Below are 13,723 nucleotides of genomic sequence, written 5' to 3'. Positions count from 1 at the left end.
GATCACACCTGAGTTTTGGGAGAGCCAGACGATGCTGACGTGTCCGACCAAGGACGCTGTCCGTGCAAGGGTAAGGGCGTTGAAACGGGAGGGCCTGCGCGTCGCGCTTGTGCCCACCATGGGCTATCTGCACGAAGGCCATCTGTCGCTGGTCCGCGCAGCCGCGGCTGCCTCCGATCGGGTGATCGTGTCGATCTTCGTCAACCCGACCCAGTTCGGTCCCAACGAGGATCTTGCCACCTATCCCCGCGACGAGGAACGGGACCTGGCGCTCCTGGAAAAGGAAGGCGTCGACGCGGTCTTCATGCCGAGCGTGGAGGAAATGTACGGTGCCGGCGGCGACACCATCGTCGAGGTGCCGAGCCTGTCCGGCATCCTGCAGGGCGCACTCCGTCCCGGCCACTTCCGCGGTGTCTCCACGGTGGTCAACAAGCTGTTCAACATCATCCAGCCCGACATCGCCGTCTTCGGCGAAAAGGACTACCAACAGCTCACGATCATCCGCCAGATGGTGCGCGATCTCGATATGCCGCTGGAGATCGTTGGCCATCCGACCGTGCGCGAAGAAGACGGGCTTGCCATGTCCTCGCGCAACGTGCGCCTGACGCCGGACCAGCGCCAGCAGGCGCCGGTGCTGAACAAGGCGCTTTGCGCTGCGGAAGAAGCAGCCGCCACCGGAGCAAACGTTTCGGATCTCGAAGCCCTGATCCGTGGCACGCTGGACACGGCGTCGGAAGGGGAGATCAAGAGCATCAATATTCGCGACGCCGTCACTCTGGCGGACCTCGAAGGTCCCCTGGAAAAACCGGCGGTCGTGCTTCTCGCGGTCCGCTTCGGCACCGTCCTGCTGATCGACCAGCGGGTGATTTCTCCTAAATCCCAAAACGCCTGATTTTCGCGGTCCTATGATCGCATCTGAAGAAAGGATGCCCAATGAGCACGCAAAAGCCCATTCGCCGGACGACCGCTCCGCAGATCACCCGCCGCAAGGGGGGCGAGCCGATCGTCTCGCTGACGTCCTACCACGCCCACACGGCGGCCATCGTCGACAAATACGCGGACTTCATTCTGGTGGGTGACAGCCTTGGCATGGTCATGCACGGCATGGAATCGACCGTCGGCGTGTCGCTCGAGCTGATGATCATGCACGGCAAGGCGGTTGTGCGCGGGACGCAGAAGGCATTGGTCGTCGTCGATATGCCTTTCGGCACCTATGAGGAAAGCTCGTCGGTCGCCTTCCGCAATGCCGCGCGCATCATGAAGGAAACCCAGTGCGGTGCGGTCAAGCTCGAAGGCGGCCGGCGCATGGCCGAGACCATCCGGTTCCTGACCGAACGCGGTGTCCCGGTGATGGCGCATACCGGCCTGACCCCGCAATCGACCAACGTCATGGGCGGCTTCAAGACGCAAGGCCGTGACGAGGATACCTGGCCGATGCATGTTGAAGATGCCAAGGCTGTCGCCGAGGCCGGCGCCTTCGCGCTCGTTCTGGAAGGCATGGTCGAACCGCTTGCCGCCCAGATCACCAAGGAGGTTGCCATTCCGACCATCGGTATCGGCGCATCGGCTGAATGCGACGGCCAGATCCTGGTGCTGGAAGATATGCTCGGCTTGAACCCGACGCCGCCGAAATTCGTGAAGGTCTTCGGTAATCTCGGTGGTCAGATCGAGGCTGCGGTGAAAGCTTATGCCGACGAGGTCAAGGACCGGAGCTTCCCGACCGAGGCGCAGGTCTACCGGTAAGTCGTCGCTCCCGATCTGAGGAGACAGATCATGACGGCTTCAATGTCGCGACGGTCGATTGTCAAGGCGCTGGCAGCGGGCCTTGTCCTGCTGTCCGCCGTCATCGGGCGGCCGGACCTGTCCCGTGCGGCTGAGGACAACGATTGGCAAAGCTGGACAACCGACGGCGCCGTAACGAACGGGATCATCGGGCGGATCTGGTCCGTCGAAAACCGGGCCTTCATCGAGCCCTCTGCACTGGTCGACAGCCTGAAGGATGCCCGGTTCGTGCTTCTGGGCGAGACCCATGACAATCCCGCCCACCACCGGCTGCAGGCTTTTCTGACCGGTGCCGCCGCACCGGAGCGGCCTGCCACGGTCGTCATGGAAATGCTCACCGAGGATCAGGCTCCGGCCCTTGAAAAATTCAGGACGTCGCCCGACCGCTCGGCGGAGACATTCGGCAAGACCGTTTCCTGGGAAAAATCCGGCTGGCCGGACTATGCGATCTACCGGCCGATCATCGAAGCCGCCCTGAAACGCGGCGCCGATATCCGGGCCGGTCTGCCGGGTAAGACCCAGACCCGCGCCATCGGCAAGGACGGCCTGTCCTCCCTGAGCGAAGCCCAGCAGAAAGACCTGCGCCTGTCCGCCGGTCTGCCGGAAGGTCTGGCTACGGATCTGAAGGACGAGATCATTACCTCCCACTGCGACCTGCTGCCGGACGCCATGGTGCCGAACATGATGGCCGTCCAGCGCTACCGGGATGCCTATCTCGCCGACGCGCTGCGCAAGACACCGGCCGATGGCCTGGCCATCCTGATCGCCGGGGGCGGCCACGTGCGCAAGGACCGTGCCGTGCCGTTCTACCTGGAACCGTCGGATGGAGCCGCGGTCACGGTCAACCTTGTTGAGATCGATCCGGAGCGGACCGAAGCGGAGATATTGGCGGACGCCCGCGAGAACAAGACCGCCCACTACATCTGGTTCACACCGAAGATCGACCGCGAGGACCCCTGCGAAGCCCTGCGGAAGCGGTTTTCGGACAAGAAGAAAGACGGCTAGGACACTGGAGCCTGACGACACGGCCCGCTTTTATTGTCGGGGCTGGCGTATGGGCGGACAACAGCAACGCATCGGAAGTGGTACAGCGTCACCCCATCTTCAGTTGTCATCCCCGGCAAGCGAAGCGCGACCGGGGACCCGGTACTCCGTGTCCTCTCCGTTCAAAAAACTGGCCTCTCGGTTTACTGGATTCCCGCCTTCGCGGGAATGACAACAGAGGGTGTGGCAAGGCCGCGACCCGCATTGAGGTCGTCATCCCGGCCGCAGCGAAGCGGAGAGCCGGGACCGGGGAGCCCGGGCTTCTCGTTTTAAATCTGCTGCTAAACCGCCAGCAAGGTGGCTCGCCGGTCCCGGATAAAGCCTGGCTGCTTTTCCGGGATGACCGTTGAGAGGGTGGGTTTGTTTAAAAATTAGCCGCCTAACTTCCCGTCTCCGGCAGCGTCGCCGAGATCCGCTCAATCATCCGCCTCAGCCATCTGTGGGCCGGGTCCGTATTCGAGCGTTGGTGCCAGACCATGTAGATCGACACCGGTTCGCAGTCGAAGGGCAGGGGCGCGCAGGCAAGGTCGCGCAAGGGGCCGAGATGCTGGAGCTCGGTATCCGTCGAAATCAGGTCGCTGCCCTTGATGAAGGCGGGAATGGCATTGAAATAGGGAACGGTCACCGTGGGCGGCCGGATCCGGTTCTGGTCGACACCGCGCAGCACCTCCTTCGCACTCCGCCCGTCCTCGAAGCGCACGTCCACGTGCTCGCAGGCGCAGTACTCTTCCCAGGAGCGCGGTGGCTCGCGCCGGTCCGGGTCGTAGAAGACCATCATCCGGGTCGTGACGAGCCGCTTCTGAAAGATGTCCCGCCCGTCCGGCGGCAGCGGCGTCAGCATGATCTGGCACCGCGCGTCGCGCAGGATGACCGGATCGGGCACGCCGGAGACGAGAAAGTCGAGCCGAAGCCGGATGCCCTGTTCACGCGCTTGACGCAGCAGCGGCGGAAAGATCAGTTCGCGCTGCAGGTCGTTGGCGGCGATGGCAAAGCGCATCTCCTCGGCTTGCGGATCGAACGGCCGGCCTTCCGTCAGTCCCTTCATGCCGTCCAGCACCGCCTGTACCGGCTCCTTCAGCGCGAGCGCCCGTTCGGTCGGCGTCAGGCCCTGGCCGGAGCGCACGAACAAGGGATCGCCGAGCACATGGCGCAGCTTCGCCAGCGTATGGCTGACGGCGGACTGGGTCACGCCCAGCTGGTCGGCGGCCTTGGAAACCGACGACTCTTCCAGGATGGTGAGAAAGGCCCGGAGCGTCTTGCCGTCCAGCTCGGAATAATCGATTTTGCTCATAGTATTTATTTATAGATATGAATGGATCTGGGGTCGATCCCAAGGTAGTCACCCGAATCTGAAGTTCGTCCTACTTCTCAGCTCACTCTGAACGAACTTCAGATTCAAAGGGGTGACGACCAAATTTATGTTTCTAGTGTGGTTTTCGGATTTGAAAGACGCTTCGGAATCCGCTGTTGAACGGAGGCGTTTTTCAAATCCACCACACTAGTGCGTAGAGTGAAGAAGGCCGGAATGGCCGAAAGCGGAGGAAAGTGCGCATGGGGATCAGGTTTTTTTCCGACAGGAACCGTCCGGTTCATCTCGGTCCCTATCCGCTTGAACGCCTGAGGCGCCAGACCGCGCTGCCGGATCTCTCCGCCGTGCCGGCGATGCGGCCGCTCAGCTTCCACCGGCCAGAGACACCGGAAAGCATCGTCAACGCCATGGGCGAATACCAGGCGATGATGGACGCGATCCGCGATGGGTTGGTCAACAGGACCCAATCGGAGATCCCCACGGACCCGCAGGAACGCACCAATCACCTGAAGGCCTTCGGCTATTTCAGCGACGCCTCCATGATCGGCACCGGTCCTCTGCCCCAAGAGGCGCTGCTTGCCGAACCGTTCCGCAACCCGGATATCGACCGGCTCGCCCATGACCTGAAGACCCGCCAGACCAAGACGCTTGCCTCCGGCATCGACATGATCATGGCGGACCTGAAAGAAAGCATGGAAGCCCCGCCGCGCGATATCGACGGCCACAGGCACGCGATCGTCTTTCTCTACGAGCATTTCCGCGATCCGAATCCGGACGAAGCCGGCGCCGACTGGATCCTGGATGCCCAGGCCCATCGCGGCGCCCTGAGGGCGACGGAGACCGCGGTGGTGATCGCCAACTACATCCGCCTGCTCGGCTTCGACGCTCGTGCCCATACCGCAAGCTCTTCCGATGTGGATCTCGGCAAGCTGGCGGTCGCCGCCGGTCTGGTGAGCGCGGAAGACGGCGCGTTGGTGGCGCCCTGGCTCGGCACCCGGTTTTCGCTTGCGGCGATCACCACGGAAATGGAGATCGCCCATGACGCGCCGCTGGTTCCGATGGGAAAGCAGCCCTGGTTCAAAACGCTTGGCCCCGCATGGTGGCTCGGCAAGGGCTTTGCCAAGAACGCCTTCAACCGCGACCCGTATGCGACCCGGGATTATGTGGCCGGCGCTCATCCGTTCGAAAAGCTGAAGCGGGTCGACACGCCGACCACCTATATCGACGAGGCCAATGTGGCCCGGGTCCCCAAGCGCGCCGACATGTTTGCCCGCGCCCAGTTCGGCGACATGGGCAAACCCTGCCAGGACGGCGCCAAGGGCGGACACTATGCCCGCAAGGCGGCGCCCAGTTTCGCCCAGCGGCGCGCGCTCGGCGCCTTCGTTCTGCTGCAGGACGGACCGGCGAACCCGGACGGCGCGAAGCCCGCGGACGCGGAACGCAACGCCGCCAACATCAAGGCGGCGACCTATTTCCTCGGCGTCGACGCGGTCGGCCTGTCCCGCTGTCCGGACTGGAGCTGGTATTCCCACGATGCGGCCGGCGAACCGCTCGACCCGCCTCATGATCAGGCGGTGTCGATGATCATCGACCAGGGTTACGAGACCATGGAGGGCGCCTCCGGCGACGACTGGATTTCCGTCGCCCAGTCCATGCGCGCCTATCTGCGCTTCTCCCTGCTCGGCGGCGTCATCGCCAAGCACATCCGCAATCTCGGCTACAAGGCCAAGGCGCACACGGTGATGGACGGCGAGGTGCTGCAGCCGCCACTTCTGCTGCTCTCCGGTCTCGGCGAGGTCAGCCGCATCGGCGAGGTGATCCTGAACCCATATCTCGGGCCGCGGCTCAAGTCCGGCGTGGTCACCACCGATATGCCCATGGCCCATGACCGGCCGATCGACTTCGGCCTGCAGAACTTCTGCGAGAACTGCAACAAATGCGCCCGCGAATGCCCGTCAGGCGCAATCACCGCCGGGCCGAAGCTGATGTTCAACGGCTACGAGATCTGGAAATCCGACAGCCAGAAATGCGCCACCTACCGCATCACCACCCCGGGCGGCGCCATGTGCGGCCGCTGCATGAAGACCTGTCCGTGGAACCTGGAGGGCCTGTTCGCCGAAGCCCCGTTCCGCTGGGCCGCGTCGAACATTCCCGCCGCAGCCCCCCTGCTGGCGAAGCTGGATGACGCGGTCGGCAACGGCGGGTTGAACGACGTGAAGAAATGGTGGTGGGACATCGAGCTGGAGGAAGACGGCGCCTACCGGCCGACCAAACATCCGCTCAACCGCCGCGACCTGCAGAAGGATCTGGACCTGAAATACGAGGACCAGACCATGGCCGTCTACCCGGCGCCGCTCGCCCCGCACCCCTGGCCCTATCCGTTCCCCATGGACCGGGAGGAGGGCATCGAGGCCTATCAGGCGATGGTGACGGCGGAGGAATATCAGGAGCGTCTGGCCTCCGGCGATGCGTCCGTAATCCATCGCTACGTCAACGACGGCGACAGTCCGGTGATCCGGGTCGAGGTCTCAAAGGTCGAGAAGATGACGCCGGACGTCACCAAGTACGAGTTCCGTACCCTCGACGGCAGCGACCTGCCCGAATGGACCGCGGGCGCCCATCTCGACATCGTCGTCGCCCCGGAATTCCTGCGCCAGTATTCCATGTCCGGCGATCCGGCCGACCGGTCAACCTACCAGATCGCGGTGCTGCGCGAGGACAATGGCCGCGGCGGTTCCAAACTGATGCACCGGATCTTTTCCGAAGGCCGCAAGATCTTCATCTCAAGGCCGATCAACCATTTCGAACTGGACGAGACGGCGACCAAGAGCTTCCTCATGGGCGGCGGCATCGGCATCACCCCGATGATCGCCTTCGCCCACCGCCTCCATGCGCTCGGCAAGGACTTCGAACTGCATTATTCGGCAAGCCGGAAGGACAGCGCCGGCTTCCTGGAAGATCTGCCGAAGGTTCCCTGGGCCGACAAGGTCAGCACCCATTTCTCCGACGAGGGCACCCGCGCCGATCTGGATGCGGTCCTGAACGGCTATCGCGACGGCTGGCATGTCTACACCTGTGGGCCTGACCGCTACATGACCGGCGTCATCGACGCGGCCACCCGCCAGGGCTTCCCGGAAGAGGCGCGGCACCTGGAATATTTCTCCGTTCCGGAACAGCCGGACTACGTGAACCACGACTTCATCCTGAAGCTGAAGGACGGCCGCGAGCTGCTGGTCCCGGAGGATCACACTGCCGCCGATGTCCTCAACGCCAACGGCTTCCACATCGACATCAAATGCTCCGACGGCATCTGCGGCGTCTGCAAATGCGGCCTCGTCTCCGGCGAGGTCGAGCACCGCGATTTCGTACTGTCAAAGAAACAGCGCGAGACGTCGATCATCCTCTGCCAGAGCCGGGCGAAGGACGAGGGCGGAGTGATCGAGATCGATTTGTAAGGGTGTTCGTTTGCTGCGGATGTTCAGCTTGAAATGCTGCGCAGCATCTCTAGCGTAAGCTCCCGCATCTGGCTGAGAGGGGCGTGACCAATGAACATCGATGAACCGGGCGTGCATTCCTACAAGGTGACAGACCTTCGGACGGTAATGAGCGAGATCGACGATCTGAATGGATATAACTTGATCGCCTACCGCTTGACCCCGGAAGATACATGCGCCGACGACGTTATCGTTTTGGATATCGATCCCTACCTTGAAAACGATGACGAGTTCCTGACTTTTGACGGCAGGGACTACAATTGGGAGGTCGAACTGTTCTCTCTGAAATCCGTGAAAAGATACGCCGAGGAGAACGGCAACAGCACCTCCCTGGAGGCGTTATGCGATGCGGCCAAATATTTTCTGCTGAACCGGGCTTACGCGCCCTCTGACTGAGATCGCCTGCCATTGATTTGCGAGATGGCGTATAATTGCTTTTCCCGGGCGCTGCCGCATTTTTGTTCACTTGCAAGGCTTGATCGATTCTTTTGCTCGGTTAGACCTTGAACATTGTTATTGCCCATTGCGGAGCCGTTTGAGTTCATGCCGAATAAACCAGCGTCCTTGAGTTCGCGCCTGACCGCGCTGCTTTCCCGCATCTATTTCGATGCCGATGCCCAGGATCTCACGGACAAGGTTTTCGAGGCTTTCTGGCCCGAGGGCGCCCATTGCAGGAAGCGGCCGCGTCAGCCGGCCAATTCGCTCTGGTCGGAAAAGGACGCGATGGTCATCACCTATGGTGACACGCTGATCGACGGTGTGCACAAGCCGCTGGACCTTCTCTACGATTTTCTGCTGGAGCATATGAAGGGCGTCGTCAGCGGCGTTCACATCCTGCCGTTCTTCCCCTTTACCTCCGATGACGGTTTTGCCGTGACCGACTATCGGAAGGTCAACCCGTCTCTGGGCGAGTGGGCGGACATCGAGCGGATCGGCAAGTCGTTTCACCTGATGTCGGATCTGGTCTTGAACCATGTGTCGAGCCAGGGGACCTGGTTCAATGCCTACCGGCAGGGTCAGGAGCCCTACGACAAGTTCTTCTTCGAAGCCTCGCCCGACGAGGACCTGTCCATGGTGGTCCGGCCACGCACCACGCCGCTCCTGCGCGAGGTGGATACCTCCCGCGGACCGCGCCATGTCTGGTGCACCTTCAGCCACGATCAGGTCGATCTCGATTTCCGCAATCCGGAAGTGCTGCTTGAAATCCTGCGGATCATCCGTCTGCATATCGATGAGGGCGTGCGGATTATCCGGCTGGATGCGGTCGCCTTCATCTGGAAGGAGCCGGGTACGCCTTCGATCCATATGCCGAAGACCCATGCGATCGTACAGTTGCTCCGGTTGCTGGCGGACTATGCGACGGAAACGGTTGTTCTCCTGACCGAGACCAACGTGCCCAAGGCGGAAAATCTCAGCTATTTCGGCCAGCGCAACGAAGCGCATGCGATTTATAACTTCCCGCTTCCGCCGCTGATCCTGCATGCGATGCTGTCGGGCTCGGCGAAACATATCCGCAGCTGGCAGCGCGCCATGCCACCGGCGCCGCTGGGCTGCGCCTATCTGAATTTTGCCGCCAGCCACGACGGCGTCGGCATGCGCCCGGTCGAGGGCCTGCTGCCCGACGACGAGATCGCCCGCGTGATCGAAACGGTCAAGGAGGCGGGGGGCCTTGCCTCCATGCGTGCCCTGCCGGACGGCGGTCAGTCCGTCTACGAACTCAACACCGCGTTCTTCTCCGCCATGGGCCGGACCTTCGAAGGCGAGGACGATTACCAGATCGAGCGCTTCGTCTGTTCGCAGACGATCGTCATGTCCCTGGAGGGGATCCCGGCGCTCTATATCCATTCGATGCTGGCCACGCCGAACGATCTCGAAGGTGTGGAGCGGCGCGGCATGAACCGGGCCATCAACCGGCATCGCTGGGATTATCCGACCCTGCGCGCAAGGCTCGCCGATCCGGATTCCGATCAGGTCCGGGTCCTGTCGGCCTTGTCGGAGCGTCTGCGGATGCGCGCCGAACAGCCGGCTTTCCACCCCAATGCGACCCAGTTCACCCTGATGCTGGACGATCGCGTCTTCGGCATCTGGCGTCAGTCACTGGATCGCAGCCAGTCGATCTTCGCCCTGCACAACGTCAGTGCGGATACGGTGGAGGTTCCCGTCGCCACGTTGAACCTGATCGAGGACGAGCACTGGCTGGATCTGCTGACGGGCGAACACATCCCGGCCGGGCAGGAAACGGTGACCCTGGCGCCCTATCAGTGCCGCTGGATCACGAACCTGCACTGAACGGGACCGGAGCGAACTCTTCGGCGTCCGCCGCCACCGCGGCCTTGAGGTCCGACAGCAGCATCGGATCGGCCGCATGGATGCGGTTCCAGTTGGCGATGAACGGTGTTTCCTGCGGGCTGTCGAGGAACACCTGACCGGCGCGGATGATGTTGTCGGCGAACAGCTCGATGGTCTGTTCTTCCGCATGCCGGTCGATGGTCAGCCCGTTCATCTTGGCGTCGTGGTCGTAGACTTCCAGCATGTCGAGCGCGCGCCGGTAATAGGTCGCCTTCAGGGTGCGGAAGGTGTTGCTGGTGAAGACGGTGCCGTCGGCCGCCAGCTTGCGGAAGATCGCCTTGCAGATATCCGTCGACATCCGGTTCAGGCCGCTGCTGGCCTCTTCGGCACTCACCGACTGATGCTTGTGGTCATAGGCATCGGCGATCTCCACCTGGCAGACCGAGTGGGGTCCGAGATTGCGCCACGCCTCCGACAGGATACCGATTTCGAGCCCCCAGTCGGACGGGATGCGCAGGTCCGGCAGGATCGACATGCGCAGCGCGAATTCTCCCGACAGCGGGTAACGGAAGCTGCGCAGGTAGTCGAGGTAGTCCCGGTCGCCGATCACCTTCTTGAGCGAGATGAGCAGCGGGCTGACGAGCAGGCGCGTCACCCGTCCGTTCAGCTTGCCGCCGCCGACGCGTGGATAGAAGCCTTTCGACAGCTGATAGGAAAAATGCGGGTTGGCGACCGGATAGACCAGGCGGGCGAGCATCTCGCGATCGTAGGTCAGGATATCGCAGTCATGGATCGCCATGACGGAGGAATCCGCGCAGGCGATCAGGTAGCCCATGCAGGTCCACACGTTCTTGCCCTTGCCGGGCTCGATCGGCTGGAGCCCGAGCCCGACCAGCTTGTCCTCGAAGGCCTTCATGCGCGGCGAGTCATTCCACAGTACCACGTGGTTCTGCGGCAATTTGGAGAAGAAGTCCTGGGCCATTCGGAACTGGGTTTCGGTCGCCCGGTCGAGCCCGATGACGATGCGGTGCAGGTAGGTGACCTTCGACAGTTCCTCGACGATGTTGGCGAGCGCCGTCTCTTCGAGTTCGGAATAAAGCGACGGCAGGATAAGGGTGATCTTCCGGGTCTGCGCGAAAGCTTCCAGCTCGTAGACCAGCTCCTCGATCGGCCGGCAGCGCAGATTGTGGAACTGGGCAATGTTGCCGTTTTGATGGAAGTCAGCCATGGTTTTTCTCTTCCCGCGTTAGCCCGAGGTTCTCAATCAAGTCCAGAATAGCCGCATTCCAGCCCGACGGGCCGGGAAGTGTCGTCCGCAGGATGCGGCCTGTGGCCTCACCCGCAATGTCCGGCATCGGCGGCGCGTGATCATTGCGCACCACGACACCGTGATCTGCCGCGGCCAGCATTTCCGCATCGTTCGGTGCATCTCCAAGCGCGATCGTCACGTCCGCCTGCAGGCAGACGGTGATTTCTTTCATGGCATCGGCTTTAGTCCGGCCCAGGGAAAGCGTCAGGAACCGGCCGCCACGTCGGGCGACGATCCCTTGCGCTTGCAACGTCTCCAGAAACTGGGTCTGGTCCGCATCGGTTCCGGACCACAGGCCGGGCTCGGAATGACAGCGCATCCGCGCAAGCCGGGCCTGGTCCAGTGGAAGGCCGGTTGCCTCGGCAACATCCTCGTCGCTCATGTCACCGAAGCCCCTGAAGGGCAGGGACAGATCGCGCGGCAAGTCGGTGAGGGCTTGCCGGATCTTCAGATAGTCGGAGCGGTCGCCGGAAGCGGGCCCGCCCGGCGTGTAGATACCGGCCCCGTTTTCAACGATTGCTGGACTGTTGCCGAGCTTCAACTCGTCATGCAGACGGGCGATCTCGGCCCCGGTCTTGCTGCTCGCAAGCACTAGCGGAACGGCAAGATCGCGCAATGCCCGAAGGGCCGGCTTGGCGGGATCATAAGAATACGTGGCATGGTCGAGGAGGGTTCCATCCAGATCCGTGAAGACGAGTAGACGCACCATTTCGACCCGAGCTGGTTCCATAGGATAAGTGACTGACCGGAAAAGACTAGCCGATTCCATTCAGGCGAGGCTATGCCCTCAGGGAGGGTTTAGGAAATTGCCTCAGCCTTGGCTCTGCCAGGGTCCGGTGTACGGCTGCGCCCGATCGCAGGCTTTGGCCGTCGCTGTTACCTGGTGATCGCGCGGGCCACGTTCCGGGCAGCCTCAAGCTGCGTCTCGTCGAGCCCTTTCAGGTCCACGAGGCGGGCCGATGCCACATCGGTATCGGTGAAATCGGCCCCTGCGACCGAGGCTCCGGTCAGGTTCGCACCGGCGAGCGATGCGGTTGTGAGGTTCGCACCGTCCAGATGCGCGCCTTTCAGGTCGGCGAACTCAATGACCGCGCGCAACAGATTCACGTCCGAAAAGTCGGCGCCCTCGGCCTTTGCGCTGGTCAGGTCCGCGCGCATCAGGCCCATGGACTGGTTCTTCAGGTCGGCCCCGAGATCGGCTCCGGTGAACCGGGCGCCAGTCAGGTCGGCCCGGGAGAAATTGGCAGGTGCGCGGGCTTGCGTGAGATCCGCGTCCCGGAGCGAGGCGTCCTGAAGCTGGGTCTGGAACAGGTGCGCACCCTTGAGGCTCGCCCCATCGAGACGCGCTTTGAGCGCCCAGGCCTGGTCGAGCACAACTCCGTCCAGACGCGCGCCGCTGAGGTTCGTGCCGTTCAGCCGTGCCCCGCGAAGGCTTGCACCTTGAAAGTCGAGCCCGGACAGGTCGAGTCCGTTGAGCCGGGCATGATCGAACACCGCCGCGCCCGGATGTTCGGCGAGGCGCGCCTCTACATCGGTACGGGTCATGTCCGCCTCGGTCATCGCCGGCGAGGTCAGGTCGATCCCGGACATGAGCGACTGTGCGGCGGCTGGTTCCGACAAGGTCAGCGCCACTGCGACAAAGGCAAGCCTGATAGGCATGTTTATCGTCCTCCCACCAGCGTAACTAGGCCACCGGTAGGGATGGTCCATGCCGATCACGGAGATCTGATCTACGAAGCGCCGGACCCCATTTGCCGTTGCAGCGTATCCGCACTCTCCCGCACCAGCCGCGCGGTCGTGTCCGTTTCCAGCCCCTCCAGGGCGACGACACCGATGGAACATTCGAGACCCGGCAGTCCGGGGCCGGTGAGCTTGAGCGGGCTGGCGACACCGACCGCACCGGTCTGCAATTCGCCTCTTGTGACGCTATAGCCGTCTGCGCGCGCACGAGTGACCGCTTCCGGCTCGTCATCGGCCGGAGGCCGGCCGGCGAGGATCGCGATGCCGGCAGCCCCCCGGTTGAGCGGATGGCGCGTGCCGAGCCGGTAGTGGATGTTGAGAAACGTGTCGCGCGGTTCGGCAACGAGAATGGCAACGCCCTCGTCCCCTTGCGCAAGACACAGGAACGCGGTCGCTCCGGCAGCATCGGCGAGCTTCTCGATGACCGGGCGCGCCAGGTTTTTAAGCGGGGTGTCGGCGGTGGCGCCAAGGGCGAAAATGCCGCTGCCCAGGATCAGCCGCCCGTCCGGCAGCCGGTAGACCATCTGGTGCGCCTCCAGCGTGCCGGCAATCCGGTAGGCGATGGCCCGGTGCACGCCAAGCGTCTTCGCCAGTTCGGAAATCTTTATTCCCTCACGGCTTTCCGCCACCGCACGCAGGGCGATCAGGCCCCGGTCCAGGGTTTGCAGTCGGGTTGTTTCCATACCGGCTCTCAGCTCTTTGCTTTCGATCCTATCGGCATGCGCCCCCTCTCCCCCCTTGAGGGGGAGATGTCCC

11 protein-coding genes are annotated in these 13,723 nt (G+C 62.9%); 6 read left to right on the top strand and 5 right to left on the bottom strand.

All coding sequences use genetic code 11. From position 1 onward, the window contains the following. Nucleotides 1-31: 31 nt before the first annotated feature. From panC to ABIN98_RS22905, 3 genes are read left to right on the top strand one after another with little or no spacing between them, the layout of a single operon-like run. Nucleotides 32-892, top strand: a complete 861-nt coding sequence (gene panC / locus ABIN98_RS22915; protein ID WP_346913490.1) for a pantoate--beta-alanine ligase — start codon at nucleotides 32-34, stop codon at nucleotides 890-892. A gap of 41 nt (nucleotides 893-933) precedes the next feature. Further along, nucleotides 934-1,743, top strand: coding sequence for a 3-methyl-2-oxobutanoate hydroxymethyltransferase (panB, locus tag ABIN98_RS22910; RefSeq protein ID WP_346913488.1), 810 nt, complete (start codon nucleotides 934-936; stop codon nucleotides 1,741-1,743). Between the two features lie 30 nt (nucleotides 1,744-1,773). After that, entirely contained in the window at nucleotides 1,774-2,787 is a 1,014-nt protein-coding gene (locus ABIN98_RS22905) for a ChaN family lipoprotein (RefSeq protein ID WP_346913486.1), read from the top strand. Nucleotides 2,788-3,205: 418 nt separating this feature from the next. Here the strand turns inward: ABIN98_RS22905 and ABIN98_RS22900 are convergent, their stop codons facing one another. Continuing rightward, nucleotides 3,206-4,117, bottom strand: coding sequence for a LysR family transcriptional regulator (locus ABIN98_RS22900; protein WP_346913484.1), 912 nt, complete (start codon nucleotides 4,115-4,117; stop codon nucleotides 3,206-3,208). 260 nt (nucleotides 4,118-4,377) lie between these two features. Between ABIN98_RS22900 and ABIN98_RS22895 the strand changes: the two genes are divergently transcribed. From ABIN98_RS22895 to ABIN98_RS22885, 3 genes are all read left to right on the top strand, one after another. Next, nucleotides 4,378-7,590, top strand: a complete 3,213-nt coding sequence (locus ABIN98_RS22895) for a reductive dehalogenase (protein ID WP_346913482.1) — start codon at nucleotides 4,378-4,380, stop codon at nucleotides 7,588-7,590. Between the two features lie 90 nt (nucleotides 7,591-7,680). Next, the gene (locus ABIN98_RS22890) at nucleotides 7,681-8,025 is read left to right on the top strand and encodes a hypothetical protein (RefSeq protein ID WP_346913480.1); all 345 of its coding nucleotides are present in this window, start codon (nucleotides 7,681-7,683) and stop codon (nucleotides 8,023-8,025) included. Nucleotides 8,026-8,172: 147 nt separating this feature from the next. Further along, nucleotides 8,173-9,918 carry an alpha-amylase family glycosyl hydrolase gene (locus ABIN98_RS22885; RefSeq protein ID WP_346913478.1) on the top strand — a complete coding sequence of 582 codons (1,746 nt, stop codon included), beginning with the start codon at nucleotides 8,173-8,175 and terminating at the stop codon, nucleotides 9,916-9,918. Here the strand turns inward: ABIN98_RS22885 and ABIN98_RS22880 are convergent. The 4 genes from ABIN98_RS22880 to ABIN98_RS22865 form a co-directional block, all read right to left on the bottom strand. Then, nucleotides 9,902-11,146 (bottom strand): glycosyl transferase, encoded by a 1,245-nt coding sequence (locus ABIN98_RS22880; RefSeq protein ID WP_346913476.1) that lies wholly within the window; start codon nucleotides 11,144-11,146, stop codon nucleotides 9,902-9,904. The genes ABIN98_RS22885 and ABIN98_RS22880 overlap by 17 nt on opposite strands. Continuing rightward, nucleotides 11,139-11,936, bottom strand: coding sequence for an HAD-IIB family hydrolase (locus ABIN98_RS22875; RefSeq protein ID WP_346913474.1), 798 nt, complete (start codon nucleotides 11,934-11,936; stop codon nucleotides 11,139-11,141). Before ABIN98_RS22875 ends, ABIN98_RS22880 begins: the two co-directional genes overlap by 8 nt. Nucleotides 11,937-12,103: 167 nt before the next feature. After that, nucleotides 12,104-12,886 carry a pentapeptide repeat-containing protein gene (locus ABIN98_RS22870; RefSeq protein WP_346913472.1) on the bottom strand — a complete coding sequence of 261 codons (783 nt, stop codon included), beginning with the start codon at nucleotides 12,884-12,886 and terminating at the stop codon, nucleotides 12,104-12,106. A gap of 71 nt (nucleotides 12,887-12,957) precedes the next feature. Further along, on the bottom strand, nucleotides 12,958-13,650 hold the full coding sequence (locus ABIN98_RS22865) for a helix-turn-helix domain-containing protein (protein ID WP_346913470.1): 693 nt from the start codon (nucleotides 13,648-13,650) through the stop codon (nucleotides 12,958-12,960). Nucleotides 13,651-13,723: the final 73 nt, after the last annotated feature.

Source organism: uncultured Roseibium sp., assembly GCF_963675095.2.
Lineage (GTDB): Bacteria > Pseudomonadota > Alphaproteobacteria > Rhizobiales > Stappiaceae > Roseibium.
This window is presented reverse-complemented; position numbering and strand designations above follow the sequence as displayed.